Source organism: Lactiplantibacillus sp. DA1 (assembly GCF_032681335.1).
Lineage (GTDB): Bacteria > Bacillota > Bacilli > Lactobacillales > Lactobacillaceae > Lactiplantibacillus.
In genome coordinates this window covers 40,057-64,029 of the sequence record NZ_JAWHTQ010000010.1, presented here as the reverse complement: position 1 = coordinate 64,029, position 23,973 = coordinate 40,057, and the positions used below count along the sequence as shown (strand labels likewise).

Here is a 23,973-nt window from a genome sequence, read left to right as displayed (position 1 = left end):
CATGAAACATTGTTGCACTGGCCCATTTGAATGCAGTCCTGCTCGGAAGCTATTTGAGACATGAACTTTGGCCTAAGTCTAGATCATTGTGTTGCTGATAATGAGTGGCAAAGGTCAGTTGAATTCCAGGATGCTTTTAGTCCTATTTTTAGTTATTTCAGCATGAATGGCTTATAATTAAACAGGAAGTTTTACGATGAGTGTACGATTACGTGCGAAATCGTGAACGTTGAAAAGATAACAAGCTAAAATAGCTAGTGTGGTACACGGTGATCGTAGGCGAGCGATTCAGCGTGTGAGTTTGAACGATTAGGAGGTCCAAATATGGATGATTTAACAACTGGTGTTCCAGTGGCGATTCACTTAGAAACACGGGCACGACAAGATGGTGATACGGCGAATTATGCGTTAGATGTCGATGGCCAATTAGTTCAGATGGGGAGCGCATTTTATTTGCGGTACAAAGAAGTTAATGATGATGCACCAGAACCCATTCCAGTGACGATCAAGTTGGCAGCCAATGGGGATGTTGTATTAACTCGAAGTGCGGAGAATCGGCTGCGCTTGCACTTTTCAAATGGTAAACGGGTACGCGCACATTATCAGACGCCAATGGGGATGTTACCAGTTGAGACGGTGACACCGATGTTACGGGTACGGTTACGGGAACGGCCGTTTTCGGGTGAAGTGAATGTCGATTATGATTTATATGCGGGTGAACAGTTACTTGGTAACTACAAGTTACGATTGCAATTCACGGCTTAATTTGGTATTATGTACTATAAACTGTGGAAAGGACGTGCACCAGTTTGGAACTAAAACAATTTGATGGACAAAAAAAGTCCGAATTATCTTTAATCGAGGTTGCTCACGCGATCTTATCACAACATGGTGATGTGATGGCTTTTGCCGACTTGACCAACGCTGTGCAATCATATTTAGGTAAAAGCGACGAAGAAATTCGGGAGCGTTTATCACAATTTTATACCGATCTTAATATCGACGGTAGTTTCATTTCGCTCGGTGACAATATGTGGGGCCTGCGTGCATGGTACCCATTTGAATCCATTGACGAAGCCGTAATCCATACGGACGATGACGAAGATGAGGATCGGCCTAAGCGCAAGAAGCGTAAGAAGGTTAACGCCTTCTTGGCTGATGCCGGGGATGATGATGACGTGATCGACTATGATGACGATGATCCCGAAGATGATGATAACTTTGATGACGACGATGACACGGACGACGATGACGATGATTCAGCAAGTAGCAAGTATGATGAACTTGCCGGTGTTGATGACACAGACGATGATGTTGCTGATGAAACGTTGCCAGACGGTATCGAAGGCCAATTATCAGAGTTGAACGATGACGATGATGATGACGACTACGATGACGAAGAAGACGAATCAAAATAAGCTTTTCAGGATTTTTCCTTGACGAAAAGGGAATCTCCTTGTATTATCTTATTTGGGCTCTCTGGTAGAAATACCTGAGACAAACGATCGGATTAAGCTCCCTATTTCTGTTGAAATAGGGAGCTTTCTTTATTTATACCACCCCACGAAATAAATCTTTAAGGAGTTATCACATGACCAAATATATTTTTGTAACTGGTGGCGTTGTGTCATCCATTGGTAAAGGTATCGTCGCTGCTTCGCTAGGGCGTTTATTGAAGAACCGGGGCTTAAAGGTCACGATTCAAAAGTTTGATCCCTATATCAACGTTGATCCTGGTACGATGAGTCCTTATCAACACGGTGAAGTCTTCGTGACCGATGATGGGACCGAAACGGACTTAGACCTTGGACATTATGAACGGTTTATCGACATTAACCTTAATAAATATTCAAATGTTACGACCGGTAAGATTTATTCTGAAGTTCTTCAAAAGGAACGGCGGGGCGACTATTTAGGGGCAACGGTACAAGTCATTCCACATATCACGAACGCGATTAAGGAAAAAATCATGCGGGCTGGTACGACGACGGATTCAGATATTGTCATTACTGAAATTGGTGGGACGGTCGGGGATATCGAATCCTTGCCATTTATTGAAGCGTTACGGCAAATGAAGAGTGATTTAGGTTCCGACAATGTCTTCTACATCCATACTACGTTGATTCCATACTTGCGGGCAGCTGGTGAAATGAAGACGAAGCCAACCCAACATTCTGTTAAGGAATTGCGGAGTTACGGGATTCAGCCGAACATGTTAGTTGTCCGGACTGAACAACCAATTACGCGGGAAATGCGGAATAAGATTGCGTCCTTCTGTGATGTGGAACCGGAAGCTGTCATTGAATCCTTGGATGTTAAGACAATTTATTCAATTCCATTAAATGTTCAGAAACAAAATATGGATCAGATCGTCTTAGATCATTTTGGGGTACAAGCACCTAAGGCCGACATGAGCGAATGGATTAACTTGGAACACCATGTCCAGAATTTATCACGGACGATCAAGATTGCGCTAGTCGGGAAATACGTCGCTTTACAGGATGCTTATATCTCGGTGACGGAAGCATTGAAGCATGCTGGTTATACGGATGATGCTGACATTGACTTGAAGAAGATTTCAGCTGAAGACGTCACTCCAGAAAATGTTGAGGAGCTATTGGGTGATGCTGACGGTATTTTAGTTCCAGGTGGTTTTGGTGATCGGGGGATTGAAGGTAAGATCACTGCGATTAAGTATGCACGTGAAAACGATGTGCCATTCTTAGGAATCTGCTTGGGAATGCAAATGGCCAGCGTAGAATTTGCCCGCAATGTACTTAACTTGAAGGATGCTAATTCGGCTGAAATTGATCCAAATACACCAGATAACATTATTGATTTAATGGCCGACCAAGAAGATGTTGAAGATATGGGCGGGACGCAGCGTTTAGGTGCTTACCCTTGCAAGTTAAAACCAGGGACGGTTGCGGCTAAGGCTTACCATAACGAAGAAGTTGTCATGGAACGTCATCGTCACCGTTATGAATTCAATAATAAGTATCGTGAAGCCATGGCTGCTAAGGGCATGGTCTTCTCTGGAACATCGCCTGACAACCGGCTCGTTGAAGTGATTGAATTACCAAAGAAGCGTTTCTTCGTAGCCTCACAATACCATCCAGAATTCTTGTCACGTCCTAACCGTCCAGAAGGGTTATTTAAGGCATTCATCGATGCCGCTAACCAAACTGGTAAAGTGAAGGCATAAATTTAGTACAGTCGAATTAAGGATAAAGCACGCCAGCAAATTGTTGGTGTGCTTTTTTATTGGGCGGCCACGGGCTTGACTAGGTCACCGATATTTATGGCGACAACTGGGTTGCAAAAATACAGGGTAACAATAAATGATTCTCTTGATAATAGAAAAATAAAATGATAATAAAAAACTATTGACAATGATCGTCAGAAGGTCTAAATTATAGGTGTAAATTGAAAGCGCAAACATAATGGGTTAGTAGTTAATCTGATTATTTAGAAAGCCAACGGTTGCTGAAAGTTGGTTGATTGGACTGATGAATCCACCATTTAGCGTTTGGCCTCGTTTTTAAGAGGTCGCGGTGAGACGATATACTCGTAGAGCAGTAAATTGGGTGGTACCACGTTGGTAAAAACGTCCCATAGTCTTTTAGTTGAAGACTATGGGACGTTTTAATTTTAAGGAGGTTTTTCGTATGTTAAATCCAAAGTTTATTCGTAATAACCCAGAACTCGTTAAGGCTAAGCTTCAGACACGAAAAGTTGATCCAGCTGAGGTTGAAGAATATTTACAGTTAGACCAACAAAATCGGGATGCGATTACTAAGGTTGAAGGATTGAAGAAACAGAAGAATCAGTTGACGGAAAAAATTAGCCAAAGTGATCCACAATCGGAAGTGGGCCAAGCTCTCATTCAACAAGTCAAACAGCTGAATGGCGATATTAAGAGTACGGAAGCTGCTCAGACGGAAGTTAATGAGCGTCTTCACTACTTAGCAATTCGTTTTCCTAACTTACCTGCGGATGATGTACCAGTTGGTCCTGACGAAGATAGCAATGTTGAGATGCGAAAGCACGGCGATATTCCAACTTTCGATTTTAAACCAAAAGCTCATTGGGAATTAGGCGAAAACTTAGGAATTTTGGATTTTGATCGGGCGGCGAAAGTTTCGGGCGCGCGCTTTGTTTATTATAAGGATGCGGGTGCACTCTTGGAACGTGCGGTTTACAGCTTTATGCTGGATCTGCACACGCAAAAGCAAGGGTACCATGAAATTATTCCGCCATACTTGGTGAATGCCCAGACGATGTATGGGACTGGCCAATTTCCTAAGTTCAAAGAAGACGTCTACACGGTTGAATCTTCTGGAATGACGCTGATTCCAACGGCCGAAGTACCGCTGACCAATTACTACGCGAATGAAATCTTATCTGAAGATCAATTACCAACGTACTTCACGGCGATGACGCCCTGTTATCGGTCCGAAGCGGGGAGTGCTGGTCGTGATACTCGGGGTTTGATTCGCATGCACCAATTTCACAAAGTCGAGATGGTCAAGTACTGTAAACCAGAGAATTCATACGATGAGCTCGAAAAATTAACGGATAATGCCGAAGAAGTGTTACGCGAATTAGGGCTTGCATACCACGTTATCAAGCTTTCAACGGGTGATACTGGTTTCTCATCGGCAAAGACCTACGATGTTGAAGTGTGGATGCCAGAACAGGGCGTTTATCGGGAAATCAGTTCATGCTCTAATTGCTTAGATTTCCAAGCACGTCGGGCGATGATTCGTTACCGGAAAGCTGATGGGACGGTCGATTACGTTCATACACTAAATGGTTCCGGGCTGGCTGTTGGTCGGACGGTGGCGGCGATTTTGGAAAATTTCCAACAAGCTGATGGGACCGTTAAGATTCCCGCAGTATTACAACCATACATGCATGGGATGACTGAAATAAAATAAAATTATTATGAGAATAAATTATTATTCAAATAATTTATTTGAGTTTAAAACTTAATATAATAGGATTGAGGGGACCGTAAGTCGGGATTATTATGGAAAACTCAATCTTTTTTAATTTAAATTAAAAATATTTTAATATTTTTAATCAAAATCACATGAACAATAATTGTTGCCGTGATAATATTTTATCATAAAAGAAAGGGCTTCCATCGACGGTAAAGTGATATTTATCACAAAGCGGTGTTTTACAACGGGTGGCGTAGTTCGTTAAATACAGTAGGAGGGTTATTCATGCAGGTTATGTTAGCACATTCTCTGGTGTGACCAGAACAACGTTATAAAAAGGAGACTTAAAAATGACGAATATATTTAAGGGTTGGAGAAAAAATGATACTTTTTGGATGCTGAGTTTGTTCGGAACCGCGATTGGGGCTGGCGTGTTATTCTTACCTATTGGGGTTGGCACAGCAGGTATTCTTGGTATCATCATGATACTTATTTTGGCTTTACCAACCACGTTTTTTGCTCACAGGGGCCTGAGTAGGTTTGTCTTGTCGGCTAAAAATGATGGTGATGACATTACTGATGTTGTTGAACAACATTTTGGCTTTAAGATTGGATTGTTTTTTACCATTATTTATTTCTTCTCCATTTATCCAATCTTATTAGTTTATTCTGTTTCTATTACGAATACGGTATCGAAATTTATTACTGACCAAATGCACATGCAAACACCACCTCGTTGGCTGTTATCGTTAGTACTTGTTGGGATCCTCATTGGAATTGCTCGCTTTGGTACCTCTTTGATTACCAAAGTTATGAGTGGCCTGGCCTTTCCATTTATTATTGTAATCGTTCTATTTTCCTTTTATCTTATTCCACATTGGAATGGCGCAATTCTCTCAACATTTTCCAGTTCTGTATCTGGGGGACATTTGGTTGGAACTTTAGGAAACTTGTGGTTACTTATTCCTGTTATGATCTTTTCGTTTAACCATTCGCCGATCATCTCTTCATTTTCCGTTGCCGAACGTAAAGAATATAGTGGGGATGGTAAGGACAAAGTCGATAAGAAGATTTCGACAATTCTATTTTCAGCTGAAACATTGATGTTCGTTGTTGCGATGTTTTTTGTTATTAGCTGTACCTTGGCGTTGACTCCGGATCAAATTCTTGAAGCTAAGAATGAAAATGTCTCAATCCTTGATTACGTTGCGACTGCTTTTAATAGTCCAATTATTAAATATGTCTCTCCCGTGATTGCCTTTATTGCAATCGCCAAGTCCTTTTTAGGGCATTACCTAGGAACGAGTGAAGGCTTACGTGGGATTATTCGTAAGATGGAAGAAAAATCCGACAAGACGCTTCCAAGTCGAACTGTTTCTACAATTGTTGATCTTGTTCTGCTACTAAGTGCCTGGATAGTCGCCTGGATCAATCCTTCCATTATGGGAATGATTGAAACCATCATTGGACCAATCATTGCGTTTATCTTGTTCTTGATGCCAATGTATGCGATTCATAAAAGTCCCAAGTTACAGCAATATGCCGGCAAACACAGTAATGTCTTTGTTGTGGTAATTGGCTTAATCGCAGTTAGTGGTATCCTGTTCAATATCATCAAATTGTTTGTTTAGTAATCTGACTAAAATACGAGATGAATTCACATTGGTTAATATTATTGAAGCCAATTTTGTCATAAATCTCGTTGCTAGTGTTATTGACGAGATTCTCATGACGGTGTTTGGGGGCAGGTACGCGAATCGAATGGCCATACTGGAGGCTGGATTAATCATAACGGCGGGATCAATTCAGAAATAAAAGCTTTGATGGCAACGGTTTTGTGCTTCCTCATCAGTACAACTTTGGTACTTGTTTGTGCCGTAACTTCAAGATTGATAAAGTTTTGAAACAGTGTACTGACGATAAATGCGCAAAGAAGCGCCAGTTGTCCGTGCCAAAGCTTAATTTAACGTGATGATTCAAATAGGAGGATGACTAAAATGACGGTGAACTACAAGAGTGTTTTTGATATTATTGGCCCGATTATGATTGGACCTTCCAGTTCCCATACTGCGGGGGCGTGTGCGATTGGTCGAGCGGCGAATAGCATTTTTCAGGAGAAACCGACAGATATTGTCATTCATTACTATGAATCATTTGCCCAAACCCACAAGGGCCACGGAACGGATTATGCGATTATTAGTGGCATTCTTGGCTTTGATCCTGACGACAGCCGGGTTCCGTATGCCATTGGATTGGCTCGGGATCAGGGAATGAATATTACCTTTATCGAGGAGCCTGGCGATAGTCCAATCAATCACCCGAACACCGCCATCATTGACTTAAAGAATGATGATAAGCAGGTGACGGTCGCTGGATGTTCGATTGGCGGTGGGACCATTGAAATTCGTGAAATTAAGATGGATGGTTTTGACGTTAAACCGAAAGGGCCGCTTCCTATCTTATTAGTTCAGGGTGGTGAGAATGACCATCAGCACGTGACCAAACAGTTGGCTGACCTGACTAAAGTAAACGACCAACAGCAGTACAAGACGGCTCGGGGCAATTTATATGAATATGATTTGGATCGCCGTCTCAAACAGGATGAAATCAAAAAATTAGCGCAGGGGCACGCGAATTTAGTTTACTTATAAATCAGGGAGGTTCGTTATGATGTATATGAGCGTAGCAGAACTAGTAACAGCAGCCAAGGAAACTAAGAAGCCAATCTACGAATTAATGATTGAACAAGAGATGGAAACATCACAAACGAGTCGCGAAGAAATCTGGCACACGATGGGCCGGAATCTGGACGTCATGGAAGCTGCTGTTAATAAGGGGGCTGCTGGCGACGGGGTCTATTCAACGACTGGTTTAACTGGTGGTGAAGCTGTTCTCTTGAAAAAGTATCGTCAAAAAGGGCACACTTTATCTGGGGATACGATGATGCAAGCTGTTCAGAACGCGATTTCAACTAATGAAGTTAACGCTTCGATGGGAGTTGTTTGTGCGACACCAACGGCTGGATCAACGGGGACGTTACCAGGTGTGATCTTTACATTGAAGGATCGTATGAACTTAAATCGGGATCAGATGATCCAGTTCCTATTTACAGCTGGGGCCTTTGGGATGGTCATTGCTAATAATGCTGGGATTGCTGGTGCGACTGGCGGTTGCCAAGCTGAAGTTGGCAGTGCCTCTGCGATGGGCGCGGCGGCCGCGGTTGAAGTAGCCGGTGGCACACCCGAACAAAGTGCTGAGGCTTTGGCGATGGCTATTAGCAACTTGCTAGGATTAGTGTGTGATCCCGTTGCGGGGCTAGTTGAGTTACCATGTGTGAAGCGGAATGCAATTGGGGTCGGTAATGCGTTGATTGCGGCTGACATGGCTTTGGCTGGTTGCACGAACAAGATCCCAGCGGACGAAGTCATTGCAGCGATGGATAAAGTCGGTAAGGGCTTGCCAAAGGCGCTTCGGGAAACTGGCCTGGGAGGCTTAGCGGCAACGCCAACCGGTATTCGGATGAAGGAAAAAATTTTTGGGCGATCGACTAATTCACAAGTTCATGCATAAAAGTGTCGCGAAAAGATGATGAGCTGACTAAAAGCGAGATCATCTTTTTTATTTAGATGTTTATACAGTTACATTTATTAACATTTTATCAGTATGATAAAATAATATTAAGTCATAATGTTGTAAAAAAAATAGTGAGGTGAGTGCCGTTATGCAAAAACCATTAACAGCTGAGCAAGAATACGTGCGTGAATTTATTCCGTTTGTTGATTTTTTAGCAGATATCCTAGGCCCCAGTAGTGAAGTTGTCTTGAATGACTTGTTGGATTTGAATCACTCTGTTGTGGCGATTCGCAATTCCCACATATCGCATCGGCAAGTTGGTGATCCCGCAACTGACTTAGCACTGCGGACGATGAAGGCCGGTAAAGCTGAAAAGCGGGATTATTTAGCTAACTATAAGGGTGTTTCGCAAGGTAAGCACTCACTACGGTCATCAACTTACTTTTTGCGATTGGATGGTGAAATCGTTGGAATGATTTGTATCAACACGGATGATAGCGCCTTAGATGATTTGCAGGAACAAGTGTTGAAGGTAATGACGAGTTACAAGCATTTGAACTCACCGACGATTCATCAGCCTAAAGGTACTCCGACTAAGGAAATGGCCCATGACACGCCTGTCGCACCGGAGCATCTGACAACTTCTATCACTGATTTAGCTCGGGAAGTAACCCAGGCGGTCTGTGCTAAGTATGGGGTCTCTGTGGAGTATTTAAAGCAAAATGAAAAGTTGGAAATTGTTAGTAGCTTATATCACCAAGGTTACTTCCTATTGAAAGATTCGGTTAGTGAGGCCGCTAAAGTGCTCAAAGTTTCTGATCCGAGTGTGTATCGTTATTTGCAGACCGTCAAGGATGAGGATTTACAACAGAATTGAACGGAATAATTGTAAGCGATTAATTAAATCGAGGGCTCACCATTATTGAATTGACGTGATGGTGACAAGGCTTTGAAGAAGCTAAGTAGGAGTTGCTGACAACCACAAATCGTCATAGTTATTATAAAAATGCGTCAGCCAACACGGGATATTAGTGTGTTGGCTGACGCATTTTAAATCAGTTTTGTTTTTTCGAACTGGACCCAATTAACACATTATTCAGTCGCAACCGGTCAATCCCCCATTCTTAGAGCCAGTACCGCTAATCAGCCTGGTTGCTGAGGAGGAATGGCATACAATCAGCGAACGCAGCTAAAATTGCGGCTAAGAGCCTAATAACGACTCGGTAGGGTCACGCCCTACGGACTGAAAACTGCTTGAATTTTAAGGTATACTATAGATAAACAATCGTGACAATCAGACAGCAGAGAAGCATACATTCATTTATTAGCATTTTCCTATCCTGACATTTAAATTAGTAACAGGATAATATATATTTTCATGGGATTCAGGTTTGAAAATCAGCCATTTTTATGAAAATTTATTTAGAATGATGTTTTTGAGGATTACTGCGGAAAATTTTTATGCAGTATTAGAACAGGGTTGTTACTGCTTTTATCGGTTTGGTTATCAACTGATTATTATCATGATAAATCTCATGCAATTTTTATTAGCTGAGATCAAGCTGAAAGGCTGGTGTAGTGGGGATTGATTACCATTTTTGTCAGTTATCAAAGATTATCAAATCGTATCATATACCGTTGATCGGCATATGATATGGTATTATGATGAATAATAAATGGAGGTGATGTCAATGTTGACACCGAACGAAATTCGGCGCCGGTTACGACGCGATTTGTTTACAATTGCCGAAGCTTATCAGATTGGCTTTGAGAATCGCTTGTATACGGAAGTCGAGTATGAGAACTTGAAGCAGACATTGTTGCAATTGCGTGAACTTAACATGAAGCCCCAACATATAGAACAGCTGCTTGCGATTAATGGGTAACAGTGCGTTATTAATTAAATAAGGAAGTGATTAGTTATGAATGCTGATAGTCCATCAGGTTCAATTCAGTCCAGAGAGTGCTAATGCCGGTGAAATTCATCACGCGCATTAGCACTCTTCTATTTTTTATAATACATACGCGTTGTGCTAGTTAATCTGTCATAAATGATGATTAAAACGTGCCAAGCAGTTAAGATCAAAAGCAGCCAGCTTAGGCCCGCTGGAAACAATTCGAGTTAGCGTAAACATCCTTTGTTAGAGCCGTCCTACACCGACTTGCAGGTATTTCTGCCAATTGCTAGAACGCAATGGACACAGATTTAAGCCGAACCCCACGTCTTAAATACTGGTCTTCCATAGGCATGCAATATTGTCGAAACGTGTTCGGGCCAACTTGGGTCTGCGGTTAGCTACACAATATTGCCAATCGGGGAAGACCACCCGCTTAGCAACATCGCTAGGCTAATCCTCAACCCAACCCGGTTGGACCTCACACTCTTGAAGTGCTGAGCATTGGCAGAAACGCCTTCCAGTCGGGATGGTATTCGAATGGCTGACATAGACGTACCCAACTTTTTGATGAACTAGTCGTTGCTTTTCACGATCAGTAATTTTGTCATTCAACTGTCAGACTGATAATGCTATTGTGATAGTTTATCTGATTATAAATCACGATACTAGTATTAAAAAATAGTCAATGATAACTTAGTGTTCAATTGAAGTTCCAATATCAGAATATACAACCAGCAATTGTACCAAGTTAAGTGGCCGTTCATCCGCCATTCGATCGGCTTACCGGCCGTAGGGGCTGGGTGACAATGCTCAGTAGCCAAATTATTCTTAGCTGGAAGTGCATTTCTTCCGGCTTAGAATAAGACTCGTATTTGAGATGACGCGGGTTGTGCGTTAGCTCAAATCGACGTCGGCTGTGTTCCAGCACTTGGCACCCAGCTCCGGAGGTCGGACTAGGACGCACAAGTGCTGACGAACAACAAACCACCTAACCAGCACGTTTTAATCATGATTTATTCCAAACAGTAACTAGTATAACGCGTAATACATTGTTCTAATTATCGTTTGGCATTTGAACATGAGTAAAATGTGCCACTTAGTTGAATTTTTGTTAGTCTGCACAACACATACGGACGTAGTATGGGGTACATAGTATTATAATAGTGAGGTAGGTGGCCATGGCGTGCTCATGTAATAATGTTAGTGGTTAATATCAGGCTAAACTACGATTCATCGTTAATTCTGGTGTCACCTTAAATTGTTCAAATTTACCTTAATTATCTTACTAAATCATTCTCGAAAGCGCTTAAATTAGTCGAGTTAATGATTTTATTGCGTAAAAAGATTACAGTTTCCTGATATTGGTTGTATTTTTGACAGAGATTCTTTATTATGGTTAATGATTGTATGATACAGTGTGACACTTATTTAGCGAGGAAAGTTATGTTATGAAAAAAATGATAATCCATGGCGGAAAACGACTTTCTGGGGAATTAACGATCGGTGGCGCAAAAAATAGTACCGTCGCACTGATTCCTGCTGCGATTCTTGCAGACACTCCGGTCCAATTCGATACGGTTCCGCACATCTTAGACGTTCACAACTTGCGACTCATCTTAGAGTCGATGAACGTCCATTCCACTTTTGAAAACGATGTTCTAACAATTGATCCAACAAATATTGAAGAATCTGAATTACCGAGTCACGCGATTAAAAGCTTGCGGGCTTCTTACTACTTTATGGGCGCTTTACTTGGTCGCTTTAACCGGGCCACGGTGACCTTCCCTGGTGGTGATAATATTGGTCCGCGGCCAATTGATCAACATATTAAGGGGTTTAAGGCCCTTGGTGCTAATGTTGTGGAAGAAAATGATTCTGTATTCATTTCAACGGGTACGGAAGGTCTTCACGGCGCGCGCATCTTTTTGGACGTGGTTTCCGTTGGGGCCACGATTAATATTATTTTGGCTGCTGTTAAGGCCCATGGGACGACGACGATTGAAAATGCGGCTAAGGAACCCGAAATCATTGATTTAGCAACCTTTTTGAATAATATGGGAGCTAAGATTCGGGGTGCTGGTACGGACGTTATTCGCATCGAAGGCGTACCGGCTTTACACTCACGGGCAACGCACACGATTATTCCTGATCGAATCGAAACGGGGACGTATTTGTCATTAGCCGCATCGATTGGTGATGGCATTTTGCTGAAAAATGTGATTCCAGAACATATGGAGTCCTTTACCGCCAAATTAGTTGAGATGGGCGTTGATCTTCAAATCAATGAAGACAGTATTTACGTTCCACGGTCCAATGATTTGGACCCAATTCGGGTTAAGACGATGACTTACCCTGGTTTTGCAACTGACTTACAACAACCGATTACGCCATTATTATTACGAGCTAATGGTAGTAGTGTGGTCATTGACACCATTTATCCGCAGCGAACGCAACATGTTGAACAATTACGTAAGATGGGCGCAGATATTCGGGTTCAAGATAATCTTATCGTAGTTGGTCATTCATCACACTTGCAAGGCGCACACGTTGAGGCTGGTGAGATTCGTTCTGGAGCAGCACTGATGATCGCAGGCTTAGCAGCTAGCGGTGTTACGGAGATTAGTCGTGCCGATAATATTTTGCGAGGCTATGACCGGGTCATTGATAAGTTGCATACACTAGGTGCGGATGTTGAAATTGCAGCCGATGAGGAAGTGCCAGAAAACTAACGATTGACAGCTAAGAAAGAACAGTGGTTATGGAAAAAATTTTAACAATGCACGATCTCGAGCAAAAGACGTTAAAAGAAATTTATAACTATGCTCGTGAGTATAAGATTTCTTATTATTCACAGATGAATAAGAAGGAGCTCTCGTTAGCCGTTCTCCGTGAACAGGATAAAAAACGTGGTTTTGTGCAAATGGAAGGCGTCTTGGAGATTATTACCCAAGAGGGCTATGGCTTTTTGCGGCCCATTAACTACGGGCCTTCACAGGAAGATATTTATATTTCTCAGTCGCAAATTCATCGCTTTGGGCTTCGTAACGGTGATTACGTAGCGGGACAAGCTCGTCCACCACGACCAAATGAACGGTATTATGGCTTGATGCGGGTTGGAACGGTCAATGGCAAGGATCCTAATGAGGCCAAGCAACGTCCTCATTTTCCAGCATTAACACCGCTCTATCCACAAAAACAGATCAAATTATCCACGACGGCATCAATCTTAGCGACTCGCCTGATTGATACCTTTGTCCCGATTGGCTTTGGTCAACGGGGCTTAATTGTCGCCCCTCCAAAGGCTGGGAAGACGACTTTATTAAAGAATATTGCGAATGGAATTGTGGCTAACTATCCGGAAGCAAAGTTGATTATGTTACTGATTGATGAGCGACCAGAAGAAGTGACGGATTTGGAACGGTCGATCAAGGGAGAAGTGGTTAGTTCCACCTTTGATCAGCAACCGCAAAATCACGTTCGCGTTGCAGAATTGGTACTTGAGCGTGCGCGGCGCCTAGTTGAAGACAAACAGGATGTGATTATCTTGTTGGATTCGATTACCCGCCTAACGCGAGCTTATAATTTGGTCATTCCATCTAGCGGGCGGACATTATCCGGTGGGGTTGACCCAACGGCGTTTTATAAGCCCAAACGGTTCTTCGGTTCAGCCCGGAATATCGAGGAGGGCGGTAGCCTAACGATTTTAGGCACTGCGTTAGTCGATACGGGTAGCCGGATGGACGACATGATTTACGAAGAATTCAAAGGGACTGGGAACTCAGAATTACAACTATCCCGTGAATTAGCTGAACGGCGGGTCTTCCCAGCGCTAGACTTGAAACAATCCAGCACGCGTAAAGAAGAATTATTGGTTAGTCGTAAGAATTTGGAACCGGTCTGGCAGATTCGGCGATCAATGACTGGCAATGCGTTAGAGTACACCGAACAGCTCTTACAATTCTTGAAACACACGAAGACCAACACTGAGTTTGTTCGTGATTTGGCTAGCTTAAAGTTTACTGGTCAATCAACCCGGCGACCACGTCGTTAATACTGACAGTTAGGCCACTTTGTAGGTTGACGAGAAGCTGTCATTCGTGATAACATGTTTAACGTTGGTTAAAACTATGATAATCTCTGTTTCAGCAAATGATTCAGGGCAAAGGAGCGAAATATAATGCAAAAGGGAATTCATCCAGATTACCACTTAGTTGTGTTCCAAGACTCAACTACTGGCTTTAAGTTCATCTCTGGTTCAACAGCAACTTCAGCAGAAACTGTTGAATGGGAAGATGGTAACACTTACCCATTGATCCGTGTTGAAATTACGTCAGATTCACATCCATTCTACACTGGTAAGCAAAAGTTTACCAAGGCCGATGGTGCGGTCGATCGTTTCAACAAGAAATACGGTCTCAAATAAGCATATCAATAAACGGCGTTCCGGCTTTGGCTGGGGCGTCTTTTTTGTATGACCATTTAAGTACGCAAGGGGCTTGAGAAGGAAGGGTCGGGGTTAGTGTGTGCGGACCGAATCATAACTATAATATAAAAATTATTATTGACTAAGTATAAAAATAGTTATATAATTGTAACGAATGGAAGCGACAATACTTTTTGGAGGACAACAAAATGAAAGCGCTTAAACTTAAAATGGTTGCCGTTTGTTTGTTGAGTATCGTAACTTTTGGAGTAGTCGGCGCGAACACTGCGCTTGCTTCGAATGACAATTGGGGATTCAACTTTATTATTCAACCCCACCAAGCCAATTCGCGAAGTGGTCCGCGCTATCGCCAGACCACTAATGTGAATAATAAGTGGAAAGTGAACATGCAGAGTTCTGGAGAAGGGGCTCGTACGGTCACTACTTACTGGTTAGAGAATGCGAGTGGGACCAATGTATCACCATCGCTAAACGTAAAGCAAGGCAATGGCTCGTACTATTCATCAGCATATTCAAACGCGTCGAAGAAGAACGTGTATTTAACTGCGCAGAATAATAACTATAATAGTAATCGCTATCGTGTATCTGGTTTCTGGGACGAGGAAACGAATTAGGAATGCAATAATATTTTTTTGATATCAAGACTAATGCTTCCATTCAGTTCACGGGACTAGATGAAGACATTTAGAACTCGTTAGTAATAGTTCGGCGTTACTGGTTAATGATTGCTTCGGTGGTCATTGTCACTAACGCCGATTTTCTTCTCAATCGTTAAATCAATAGACTTGTTCTGACTTATTGGTAATGATTATCGTGAATATGTTGACAGCAGCTTGTGATTGTAGCCATTGTGCTTTCATGGACGCTGTCAAATGGTCAACATTCGGAATGTTGATAGGGGGAAGGATCAGATGAAGTATTTCAAGACACGTATGATAATGGATAAACGCTATTGGTTCATGACGTTACTCTTCGTGGTTGTGATTAATATAGATTTATTACTAATCGTTAAGGAAAGGGAACCGTTTTCGGGACAGTTTTTGACGTTTTTATCAGGGAGTTCATTGGGGCACTATCCGCAAATGGCCCTGCTGTGGTTGCTACCAGCATACTTACTACTTGGCCCCGGTCGATGGTATTTACAAGATGTTAAGGTTGGTCAGATTAATCTACTCATAACACGGATGCGAAAGCCTCAGTACTTGCATCAATTGTTACGAACGTCATTTATTAGTGTTGCGGCAAGTGCCTTATTAGCGTTGTTGTTAAATTATGGATTAGCATTATTGCTTTTTCGGAATGGTAGCGGTAACAGTTATCGGATGAGTGATTTTCAAGATGGTACTGACCAATACTTATATTGGCAATTGTTACATCCAGTACTGGCTAACTTATTCACAATCTTGTTAACAGCGATGCTTTTAGGGTTGTTTGCGATGGCAATTATTGCATTGAGTTTTATGTTCAAGAAAGTTAGCTATGTTTTTGCGCTGAGCATGGTGGCGTGGTTTATCCCAATTTCCACGAAATACTCGATATTGGCAGTGATTCAGCCGTTCCAAGAGACAACATTGACTGCACAGCTGATGATACTTCTCGTGTATGTCATCGTTTTATTAGGTGTTATCTGTGTTGGTTATGGGACTGAGGTGCATCGTGATGAGCTTTGAACGGGCCGAGAAGCGCTATTTTCCGCACTTGCTAATTATTATATTTTTTATGTGTACATGGTTCATAAAAGAACTACAGTTACTAATAAATACTGATACGTTAGGGCTGTACTTGATTGAGACGAATAAATCCGCCTTTAATTATTTTGATAATTTAACGTTAGCCTTTATGTATTTGCCGCTATATTTGTTGTTCGAGTATATATTGTGGCACGAGAATTCTCAGATTGTGGTCCGCTTTGGCTCCCGGGTTCGTTATTTACGCTCGCAGACAACTAGTTTGATTAGGAGTACTTTTCTGTTTTGGCTGGTTTTCGCGTTCTTCGGCGTATTGCCGTTAGTTTCGTTACCGGGATCAGGTGGGGGAACATTTATTTATCTCTATGTGGTTCAAACGCTAGCGTATTTCTTGATTAGTTTGGAATTTGGAATTGTGTTGTTCTGGTTCTTTCAGTTACTCCCTAAATTGCATTTAGTGCCTTTCCTTTTGCTCGCAGTACTTCCTATCATTTATTATAGTTTCCCAATCAGGCCGATGAACCTGTTCCAAAAAATTGATTTGCTCAAACGATATTATTATATGCAGGATTTAACGGCATTACCGATGCCAGCCTTAATTACACTTGTTGCCGTTCCGATTATGACACTGTGCATGCGAGTGTTGTGGATTCAGCATGAGGAGTTTTGGCAATGAAAAGACGACTTCAATACGGCGTGTTACTACTGATTGCGCTAGTACCGGTGGCGTATTACGCACATTTTTTTGAAGGGCTCCACCCCGGTACGGTTTATTTCTATACCGATGGCTTACCGCCAGTTGCGAATCCCTACTTGGTGCGCATTTGGTTTTTCCCAATTATTGCCTTGCTGGCCGTGAATTTCAATTTCGTGCATCATCAGTTGCACGGGCCGTTTATCCAAACAGTTGTCAGAACTCAGACGCGCGGTCAGCTTTTTGGCCGCTTATATACAACTAAAATCGGGCATCAAATGGGCGCTTTAATGGGTGGGCTGGTTGTTTATTTACTGTGCCGAATAATTTCTGGCTATGCCGTATGGTGGCCTAACTGGACGCACATGGGCCTTTCGTTATTAGCATTTTTACTGCTATTTTCTATTCAGTTTGTGGGTGACTTGTTTGTTGAACCACTGATTGTTTATATTGTTCTGAATGTATACGTCTTTGTCAGTGTTTCCTTGCCAGCCGTTAACATGAATGGTGTGATGGGGCTGGTACTGTTTCCGAACGCGTTAATGGCCTGTCGAGTACCGCATGTTGGCCTTTATTACGGCGGTTTGCTGGTCATGGGACTACTATTTATCTTAATTGGAAGGTACAGATTCAGCCGAATGGATCTGTTATAGGTGAGTACGATGATTGAATTGAACGATGTGACTAAGTCATTGAATGGGCACTTGGTTTTGGATCATATCAGTCGAACGTTCACGGATGGACGAATCTATGGGTTGCGTGGTAAGAATGGTGCGGGGAAGACGATGCTTCTACGCGCCATTGCCGGATTAATTAACATTGAGTCTGGAAAAGTTATGATTAATGGCACGCAATTACACGATGGGATGGACTTTCCGCCTAGCCTAGGGATTTTGATTGAAAATAACAACTTAATGCCAGAATACACGGCACGTAAGAACTTGCAATTATTGGCTAAAATTAAAAAAATCGCGAGTGATGCTGACATCGACGCGACCATTACGCGAGTTGGGTTGGATCCGGATGACAAGCGAACGGTCAAGCAGTTCTCCTTGGGAATGCGGCAACGTTTGGCAATCGCGCAGGCTATCTTTGAACGGCCAGCTTTGATCTTATTAGATGAACCAACCAACGCAATTGATACTGACGGGGTCAAGCAGGTTCGGACAATCCTGCTTGAAGAAAAAGCTCGCGGCGCAACCATTATTATTGCGAGTCATACGGCTGAGGATCTGGTTGTGTTGGCGGATGAAATCTATGATATGGCTGAGGGGAAAATCTATGAATCATCAGACACGCAAGACTAGATATTTATTTATTGGGATTTTTTCAATCCTATGTGTGATTCTAATCGGGGTGATGATCCATAAGTACCGAGTTGCGCACAGCGATATTCGCTTACATTCTACAAAGACGAATACTGCCAAAGCTTTTCGATACTCAGTCCAAAAAGAGATGGCGGCAGATCAGGCTGGCCAGGATTTTCAACCGGGGTATTATGACGTCCACGTTACTAATGGCAAGGTATACGTGAGTGGCTTTCTAGGGAGCGGCCAGACGATTCAGAACATGCTGTATGTCAGTGGCAATCATCTTAACTTTACGGGGCATGGTGAGACCAAGTTGACCCCGTCTCACTTTAAGCCGTTGCAGTTTAAGTCACGACGGGCGGTACTTGAGAATACCTTTGGTAACTACACGGCTGGTCGTGAAATTCCAGCTGGTAAGTACCAAATCTCCTGGTCAACGCCGACAAAGCGTCAGGCGAACTTGGTCATTAGTATTCAAAAAGGCACAAAGGTTCAGCGTTCGATTGACCTAAGGGCTGATAAAATGGTGACGTTCAAGTTAGTCAAGGCGGAGGTATTAACCATTAATCCGCCAGTAACGACCAAGGTTGTACCACTACGTATTACCATCACTAAGAAATAGTCGTCTTAGGTGTAATGCTAGTGGCTGACCGGAAGTTCTAGCTAGTTGCCAGAAAATTAATATCAAATGGATGGCTAAAGCTGATAAGTTGCTCAAATTGTTAGTAGTTTTAGTGCTAAAACAGCCCACCTCGGTTCTGGTAGTGAACCGAGGTGGGCTGTTATGGTCGTATTTACACTTAGTAGCGCATGATAGCCAAAGCGGCGGTCTCAACTGGCATCCGGTCGGCGGGAATAATCCGAATTTGGCCATTCATTGCCATGACCACGTCGACGAGGTCATCAATCAAGTTGTCAGGAGCGGCAATGGGATCGTCTAATTGAACGTCGGCTGTCGGCAGAGTACCCGCAACGTTTGCATCCGCTGCTACAATCAAGGTATCGATGCGACCACTTAATGCGGGCTTGATCATGTCAAATGGGTCGGCTAGAGCTAATTGGCGGGATTTAGCCTGATCATAACGTTCTAGTAAAATATCGGCTAGTTGTGTATGCCACTTAGTCTGAACGGGTTCAGTCGCTGTTTGCATTGCGCCGACTGTTAAGTTCTTGGGTGACTTGTCGATCGTCAAATGCTGTGACAAGTAGGGGTTCTTATTAACAGCACGGAAGACCGACTGATTATGTGGTAGTCCCATTAAGATTAACGGTCGCTGAGACTTCTGCGAATGTGACTGGACGTATTGTGCGACTTGAAGATAATAATTACGCTGGTCAATGTCACGTTCTTCTGCCTTGGCATTGTGGCCGTGATAGTTAATACCGTGGGGGCCAGCGTTATAATTCAAATCACCACCGCGTTTTTCGGTGCCCAACGCTTCTGTCAAAGTACGTGGGGCTTCGGATGGCAAGTCAAGTTCGACAAAGCTGCCATCACGCTGGGCATAGAGGGCCATACTATCTTCATTTAGTGCCAACAAGTCAAAGTCGAATTGATGTTGGCGGTCAGCTAGTACTGGGCGAATCGCTGGCATACTATTGACACTGACTTGATTATCAGTAGGATATTGTAAATCAAAGATATGCAACTCGCGGCTGTTAGTTATAATACCGGTTTGAGGGCCAGTGTGTTGAAGCCAAAAAGCGTTATCATTAATTAGTTGCTCTAATTGGGTGGCGTAAGGAGTAAAATCAGTCTTGGGAAAGTGGTGGGCCATCTGGGTTTCGGCTTCATTAACTAATTGTTTGAATTGTAAGCGGCGGCGATTGAGGTCATTGAGTACAACGGCCGTGTTGAGATAAATTGCAATATATGGGCCAGCTTCACGCTGTTGCATCAGTTGATTGAGATCGTTTTTAACCATAGTTTCCATAGGTCCAACCTGCTTTCTATTTTTGATAGTTTTAGCATAACAAGAAGTTGATTAGTGACGCAAATATAATGATTATGATAAGCTATGTATAATTAAATTGAACTTAACGAATTCGGGGCTTTATTATGCGAACTAATTAAGGTATATTTACCGTAGTGCCTTTGATAAAGGGCATAAACAAATTAGGAGGCGGGATTAATGAAGTCCAAACAACATCCCGGGTTAAAATGGTTAGGTCGGACCGTTTTTGTCCTGCTAGTATTAGTGTCATTAGCACTGATTTTTAATGAACAGATCAAGAGCTGGTTAGTGAGTTCGTATTCGCCGACCGTCACAACTAAGACAGTCAAAAAAAATGCTAAGAAAAAAAGTGATTTTAACTTTTCAAAGGTCAAATCACTTGATTTTCAGACGGTAGCGAAGGCGCGGATGAATAAGAACGCCATTAATGTGATTGGTTCAATTGCCATTCCATCGGTAGACTTATACTTGCCAATTGGTAACGGGGTCAGCAACGAGACGTTGGCCTTGGCTGCCGGTACGATGAAAGCTGATCAAAAGATGGGGCAGGGTAATTATGCCTTAGCTGGTCATCATATGATTAAGCACGGGGCTTTGTTTAGCCCGCTTTATTACAAGAGTAAGGTTGGTCAGATGATCTATATCAGCGATGCCAAAAAGATTTATGCGTATAAGACGAGTCAACGAACATTTATTAAGGCAACCGATGTTCAAGTAATCGATGATGTTCCTGGTCAGAAGTTGATTACTTTAATTACTTGCGATAAGACCGGGGCTGGTCGCTTAATGATTCGAGGTAAGTATGAGCAACAATGGTCGTTTAAGTCGGCGCCGGTTCAGGTTCAAAAGGCCTTTACAAGTCATTTTAATAACAAATATTAATAATTATTACATTCTAGAAGTATCGATATCTTCTAACAAAATTTCACGGTACAATATAACTTAAGGTCACATGTCTCAGATAAGACATAATTTAGAGGGGGTCTATTGATGATAGCTTTAATTATTGTTGCAGTCGTATTAGTATTGATCGCAATTTACGTTGTAATCTACAACGGCTTAGTCAAGTCACGGATGTATACACAGGAAGCATGGAGCCAAATTGATGTTCAACTAAAACGGCGGACTGATTTGATTCCTAACTTGGTCAATACAGTTAAGGGTTATGCTAAGCATGAAAAGAGTACGTTAGCGGAAGTGATTTCGTTACGGAACCAATTAACACAAGTTCCCAGTGGTGATCACCAACAGGCCATGGCGGTCTCAGACCAACTGACAAATTCATTGAAGAGTATTTTTGCCTTAGCCGAAAGTTACCCAGATTTGAAAGCCAACCAAGAATTTGGCAAGTTAATGGAAGAATTGACTAACACGGAAAATAAGATTGCTTATTCACGACAACTATTTAATTCTAGTGCCGCCAGCTATAACATGAAGTTACAACAGTTTCCATCGAATATTATTGCTGGAATCCATCACTTTAAGAACGTTGAATTCTTGACGGTTCCTGAAGCAGAAAAAGCGGCACCCACGGTTTCATTTGAAGATTAGAGGTTATGCCCATGTTATTTGAGCAAATTGCCCGCAACAAGCGGCACACGATATACGTGATGGCCGCTTTTGTCATATTACTTGCAGTTATTGGTCTGGCAGTCGGGTACGTGTTCTTTAATAGTTCGCTTGCCGGCTTGTTAGTGGCCTTAATTGCAGCAGCATTTTATATGGTATTAATGATTAGTCAGTCGACCGATATTGTCATGAATATGAATCATGCCCGTGAACTTCATCAGGCCGATGATGACCCAGAGCTTTGGCATATCGTAGAAGATATGGCGTTGGTCGCCAAAGTCCCTATGCCGCGTGTTTTTATTATTGATGATGAGAGTCCCAATGCGTTTGCCACTGGCAATAGTCCTGAACAGGCTGCGGTTGCTGTTACGACTGGTATTCAAGCACGACTAAATCGCGAAGAAATGGAAGGCGTCATTGGCCATGAAATGAGTCATGTGCGTAACTATGATATTCGGTTACAGACTATTGCGCTGGCGTTGACGGCTGCCATCAGTTTGTTGGTTAACTGGGGAATGAATGCATTTTGGTGGGGCGGTGGCCGGCGTAGTCGGGATAATGACCGCGATGGTAATGGTGCCCAAATCTTATTAATGGTTCTCGCAATCGTTGTTATTATTTTAGCGCCTTTAGCAGCCAGCTTAGTGCAGATGGCACTGTCTCGCAATCGCGAGTACTTAGCGGATGCTGGCAGTGTTGAGCTGACTCGTAATCCACTTGGATTAATTAGTGCGCTTGAAAAGATCGATGATAGTCAGCCGATGCAACAGGCGGATCCAAGCAGTGCGGCGCTGTACATTTCTGATCCATTTAAAGCTAAGAAGTCGTGGACCCATTTATTCGATACCCATCCACCGATGGCCGATCGTATCAGTCGGTTAAAAAATATGTAATAAAAAAATGCGCTTAGGTTAATAACGGATTATAATGAAATTAAATAGAAAGTTGAAAGAGTGAGACGGTTGCAACGCAAATATATTTACGCCAATTTGGAAAAACTGGATAACCTTGTCTTTGCCTACGGGATTGATCAGAGTGACTTTGTCCATGGTATCAAACGTTTGCCAGCTAACTTAGTCTCGTTAGTTGGTGTTGATGATGACGAGCACGCGGTGAATGCTCATACAGGTCTTAACGTGATTAACGATGAGAATGAAATTCGCCGATACTTGTTACAGAGTCACACGTTACCCGTTAAGTGGCTTGATTATGATGAAGTTGGCGATCTAGATTTTCTTACTGCTACTGAAATTGCTGAGTTGCTTTATCTTGGACATATGGATCGTCCGATTCGATCACCGTTTAATTATAAGTTGCGTAATCACTATGTATTCCTAGAGCAACGTAATGGTGGTATCAAGTTGTATTTCTATTATATTTCTGCTTTTAGTCATATCTTAAGTGCCGCCATTGTTCGGCATACGTTAGCGGCTTATCGTGGGCGTCGCATGTTTATGCGATCACTTAGCGTTCCACGAGTACCGGAAGCAATTCTAAAACAACTCGTTAAGCTGATGCCCGATGGCTTGTTTATTTACTTTGATCAGTCAATGGTTCGGCAGCGACAGTTATTAGTGCCGGTGCACACGGAAACTACTGGTAATGAAATCGAAGTTTTTGATCCAGCACGTGGTGGCGAGAACCGTCGAACCCATCATGTCGCAACGTTGACTTTTAACTTGAATTCAGGCGTGTGGGACCTGCAAGTGCAGGACCAAACGGCCTTTGAAGAACATTTATAGTAAGTTCTAATTTAATGCCTAGCCGTTAATTCGGCGGGCATTTTTTAGTGGTTACGGAGTGCACAGCGGCACTTAAATCGTGCCAACCATAGAGTACCAGTGGTCAAAGTGGTATAATTTTTATGCGCGTAGCTTGAATTAGGCTACGATTCGA

At 42.6% G+C, this 23,973-nt stretch carries 23 protein-coding genes; 22 read left to right on the top strand and 1 reads right to left on the bottom strand.

The features are described 5' to 3' along the window. Window positions 1-324: 324 nt before the first annotated feature. From RXV91_RS14520 to RXV91_RS14435, 18 genes are all read left to right on the top strand, one after another. Entirely contained in the window at window positions 325-765 is a 441-nt protein-coding gene (locus tag RXV91_RS14520) for a DUF1934 domain-containing protein (protein WP_316440438.1), read from the top strand. 44 nt (window positions 766-809) lie between these two features. Next, the gene (gene rpoE, locus RXV91_RS14515) at window positions 810-1,418 is read left to right on the top strand and encodes a DNA-directed RNA polymerase subunit delta (protein ID WP_316440437.1); all 609 of its coding nucleotides are present in this window, start codon (window positions 810-812) and stop codon (window positions 1,416-1,418) included. Window positions 1,419-1,591: 173 nt separating this feature from the next. Continuing rightward, window positions 1,592-3,205, top strand: coding sequence for a CTP synthase (locus RXV91_RS14510; RefSeq protein ID WP_316440436.1), 1,614 nt, complete (start codon window positions 1,592-1,594; stop codon window positions 3,203-3,205). 463 nt (window positions 3,206-3,668) lie between these two features. Next, a complete protein-coding gene (gene serS / locus RXV91_RS14505) occupies window positions 3,669-4,940 on the top strand; it encodes a serine--tRNA ligase (RefSeq protein ID WP_316440435.1) in 1,272 nt (423 codons plus the stop codon). A 356-nt stretch (window positions 4,941-5,296) separates the two neighbouring features. Further along, window positions 5,297-6,577, top strand: a complete 1,281-nt coding sequence (locus tag RXV91_RS14500; protein ID WP_316440434.1) for an aromatic amino acid transport family protein — start codon at window positions 5,297-5,299, stop codon at window positions 6,575-6,577. Between the two features lie 366 nt (window positions 6,578-6,943). Further along, entirely contained in the window at window positions 6,944-7,597 is a 654-nt protein-coding gene (sdaAB, locus tag RXV91_RS14495) for an L-serine ammonia-lyase, iron-sulfur-dependent subunit beta (RefSeq protein WP_316440433.1), read from the top strand. A gap of 19 nt (window positions 7,598-7,616) precedes the next feature. After that, complete coding sequence (gene sdaAA / locus RXV91_RS14490; RefSeq protein WP_316440476.1) at window positions 7,617-8,516, top strand: L-serine ammonia-lyase, iron-sulfur-dependent, subunit alpha; 900 nt, start codon at window positions 7,617-7,619, stop codon at window positions 8,514-8,516. 151 nt (window positions 8,517-8,667) lie between these two features. Next, a complete protein-coding gene (locus RXV91_RS14485; RefSeq protein WP_316440432.1) occupies window positions 8,668-9,396 on the top strand; it encodes a PAS domain-containing protein in 729 nt (242 codons plus the stop codon). A gap of 814 nt (window positions 9,397-10,210) precedes the next feature. Further along, window positions 10,211-10,405, top strand: a complete 195-nt coding sequence (locus RXV91_RS14480; RefSeq protein ID WP_316440431.1) for a hypothetical protein — start codon at window positions 10,211-10,213, stop codon at window positions 10,403-10,405. A gap of 1,460 nt (window positions 10,406-11,865) precedes the next feature. Next, window positions 11,866-13,146, top strand: a complete 1,281-nt coding sequence (locus RXV91_RS14475) for a UDP-N-acetylglucosamine 1-carboxyvinyltransferase (protein WP_003642050.1) — start codon at window positions 11,866-11,868, stop codon at window positions 13,144-13,146. Between the two features lie 29 nt (window positions 13,147-13,175). Continuing rightward, window positions 13,176-14,468, top strand: coding sequence for a transcription termination factor Rho (gene rho, locus RXV91_RS14470; protein ID WP_021731863.1), 1,293 nt, complete (start codon window positions 13,176-13,178; stop codon window positions 14,466-14,468). Between the two features lie 126 nt (window positions 14,469-14,594). Then, entirely contained in the window at window positions 14,595-14,840 is a 246-nt protein-coding gene (locus RXV91_RS14465) for a type B 50S ribosomal protein L31 (protein ID WP_003637671.1), read from the top strand. A 209-nt stretch (window positions 14,841-15,049) separates the two neighbouring features. Then, entirely contained in the window at window positions 15,050-15,475 is a 426-nt protein-coding gene (locus tag RXV91_RS14460; protein WP_316440430.1) for a DUF2712 domain-containing protein, read from the top strand. Between the two features lie 297 nt (window positions 15,476-15,772). Beyond that, window positions 15,773-16,531: a hypothetical protein gene (locus RXV91_RS14455; protein WP_316440429.1), complete on the top strand. Its 759-nt coding sequence runs from the start codon at window positions 15,773-15,775 to the stop codon at window positions 16,529-16,531. Continuing rightward, a complete protein-coding gene (locus RXV91_RS14450) occupies window positions 16,521-17,225 on the top strand; it encodes a hypothetical protein (RefSeq protein ID WP_316440428.1) in 705 nt (234 codons plus the stop codon). The genes RXV91_RS14455 and RXV91_RS14450 overlap by 11 nt, the downstream gene beginning before the upstream one ends. Further along, the gene (locus tag RXV91_RS14445; protein WP_316440427.1) at window positions 17,222-17,896 is read left to right on the top strand and encodes a DUF2705 family protein; all 675 of its coding nucleotides are present in this window, start codon (window positions 17,222-17,224) and stop codon (window positions 17,894-17,896) included. Before RXV91_RS14450 ends, RXV91_RS14445 begins: the two co-directional genes overlap by 4 nt. A gap of 9 nt (window positions 17,897-17,905) precedes the next feature. After that, complete coding sequence (locus RXV91_RS14440) at window positions 17,906-18,550, top strand: ATP-binding cassette domain-containing protein (RefSeq protein ID WP_316440474.1); 645 nt, start codon at window positions 17,906-17,908, stop codon at window positions 18,548-18,550. Then, complete coding sequence (locus RXV91_RS14435; protein WP_316440426.1) at window positions 18,525-19,175, top strand: hypothetical protein; 651 nt, start codon at window positions 18,525-18,527, stop codon at window positions 19,173-19,175. The genes RXV91_RS14440 and RXV91_RS14435 overlap by 26 nt, the downstream gene beginning before the upstream one ends. Window positions 19,176-19,353: 178 nt before the next feature. Here the strand turns inward: RXV91_RS14435 and RXV91_RS14430 are convergent, their stop codons facing one another. Further along, complete coding sequence (locus RXV91_RS14430; protein ID WP_316440425.1) at window positions 19,354-20,487, bottom strand: hypothetical protein; 1,134 nt, start codon at window positions 20,485-20,487, stop codon at window positions 19,354-19,356. A 198-nt stretch (window positions 20,488-20,685) separates the two neighbouring features. Between RXV91_RS14430 and RXV91_RS14425 the strand changes: the two genes are divergently transcribed. From RXV91_RS14425 to RXV91_RS14410, 4 genes are all read left to right on the top strand, one after another. Next, window positions 20,686-21,390 carry a class A sortase gene (locus RXV91_RS14425; protein ID WP_316440424.1) on the top strand — a complete coding sequence of 235 codons (705 nt, stop codon included), beginning with the start codon at window positions 20,686-20,688 and terminating at the stop codon, window positions 21,388-21,390. A 108-nt stretch (window positions 21,391-21,498) separates the two neighbouring features. Beyond that, the gene (locus RXV91_RS14420; protein WP_003642054.1) at window positions 21,499-22,059 is read left to right on the top strand and encodes a LemA family protein; all 561 of its coding nucleotides are present in this window, start codon (window positions 21,499-21,501) and stop codon (window positions 22,057-22,059) included. Window positions 22,060-22,070: 11 nt separating this feature from the next. After that, window positions 22,071-22,970, top strand: a complete 900-nt coding sequence (gene htpX, locus RXV91_RS14415) for a zinc metalloprotease HtpX (protein WP_316440423.1) — start codon at window positions 22,071-22,073, stop codon at window positions 22,968-22,970. Window positions 22,971-23,030: 60 nt separating this feature from the next. Then, window positions 23,031-23,819 carry a hypothetical protein gene (locus tag RXV91_RS14410; RefSeq protein WP_316440422.1) on the top strand — a complete coding sequence of 263 codons (789 nt, stop codon included), beginning with the start codon at window positions 23,031-23,033 and terminating at the stop codon, window positions 23,817-23,819. Window positions 23,820-23,973 lie beyond the last annotated feature (154 nt).

What these genes read in the sequence shown, in the direction of transcription:
- RXV91_RS14440 (WP_316440474.1), top strand. Translation starts at nt 17,906, where the DNA reads ATGATTGAATTGAACGATGTGACTAAGTCATTGAATGGGCACTTGGTT.
- RXV91_RS14460 (WP_316440430.1), top strand. Translation starts at nt 15,050, where the DNA reads ATGAAAGCGCTTAAACTTAAAATGGTTGCCGTTTGTTTGTTGAGTATC.
- RXV91_RS14430 (WP_316440425.1), bottom strand. Translation starts at nt 20,487, where the DNA reads ATGGAAACTATGGTTAAAAACGATCTCAATCAACTGATGCAACAGCGT.
- RXV91_RS14435 (WP_316440426.1), top strand. Translation starts at nt 18,525, where the DNA reads ATGAATCATCAGACACGCAAGACTAGATATTTATTTATTGGGATTTTT.
- RXV91_RS14480 (WP_316440431.1), top strand. Translation starts at nt 10,211, where the DNA reads ATGTTGACACCGAACGAAATTCGGCGCCGGTTACGACGCGATTTGTTT.
- RXV91_RS14520 (WP_316440438.1), top strand. Translation starts at nt 325, where the DNA reads ATGGATGATTTAACAACTGGTGTTCCAGTGGCGATTCACTTAGAAACA.
- RXV91_RS14445 (WP_316440427.1), top strand. Translation starts at nt 17,222, where the DNA reads ATGAAAAGACGACTTCAATACGGCGTGTTACTACTGATTGCGCTAGTA.
- RXV91_RS14485 (WP_316440432.1), top strand. Translation starts at nt 8,668, where the DNA reads ATGCAAAAACCATTAACAGCTGAGCAAGAATACGTGCGTGAATTTATT.
- RXV91_RS14475 (WP_003642050.1), top strand. Translation starts at nt 11,866, where the DNA reads ATGAAAAAAATGATAATCCATGGCGGAAAACGACTTTCTGGGGAATTA.
- sdaAA (WP_316440476.1), top strand. Translation starts at nt 7,617, where the DNA reads ATGTATATGAGCGTAGCAGAACTAGTAACAGCAGCCAAGGAAACTAAG.
- RXV91_RS14500 (WP_316440434.1), top strand. Translation starts at nt 5,297, where the DNA reads ATGACGAATATATTTAAGGGTTGGAGAAAAAATGATACTTTTTGGATG.
- RXV91_RS14455 (WP_316440429.1), top strand. Translation starts at nt 15,773, where the DNA reads ATGAAGTATTTCAAGACACGTATGATAATGGATAAACGCTATTGGTTC.
- sdaAB (WP_316440433.1), top strand. Translation starts at nt 6,944, where the DNA reads ATGACGGTGAACTACAAGAGTGTTTTTGATATTATTGGCCCGATTATG.
- serS (WP_316440435.1), top strand. Translation starts at nt 3,669, where the DNA reads ATGTTAAATCCAAAGTTTATTCGTAATAACCCAGAACTCGTTAAGGCT.
- rho (WP_021731863.1), top strand. Translation starts at nt 13,176, where the DNA reads ATGGAAAAAATTTTAACAATGCACGATCTCGAGCAAAAGACGTTAAAA.
- RXV91_RS14450 (WP_316440428.1), top strand. Translation starts at nt 16,521, where the DNA reads ATGAGCTTTGAACGGGCCGAGAAGCGCTATTTTCCGCACTTGCTAATT.
- RXV91_RS14425 (WP_316440424.1), top strand. Translation starts at nt 20,686, where the DNA reads ATGAAGTCCAAACAACATCCCGGGTTAAAATGGTTAGGTCGGACCGTT.
- RXV91_RS14465 (WP_003637671.1), top strand. Translation starts at nt 14,595, where the DNA reads ATGCAAAAGGGAATTCATCCAGATTACCACTTAGTTGTGTTCCAAGAC.
- htpX (WP_316440423.1), top strand. Translation starts at nt 22,071, where the DNA reads ATGTTATTTGAGCAAATTGCCCGCAACAAGCGGCACACGATATACGTG.
- RXV91_RS14510 (WP_316440436.1), top strand. Translation starts at nt 1,592, where the DNA reads ATGACCAAATATATTTTTGTAACTGGTGGCGTTGTGTCATCCATTGGT.
- RXV91_RS14420 (WP_003642054.1), top strand. Translation starts at nt 21,499, where the DNA reads ATGATAGCTTTAATTATTGTTGCAGTCGTATTAGTATTGATCGCAATT.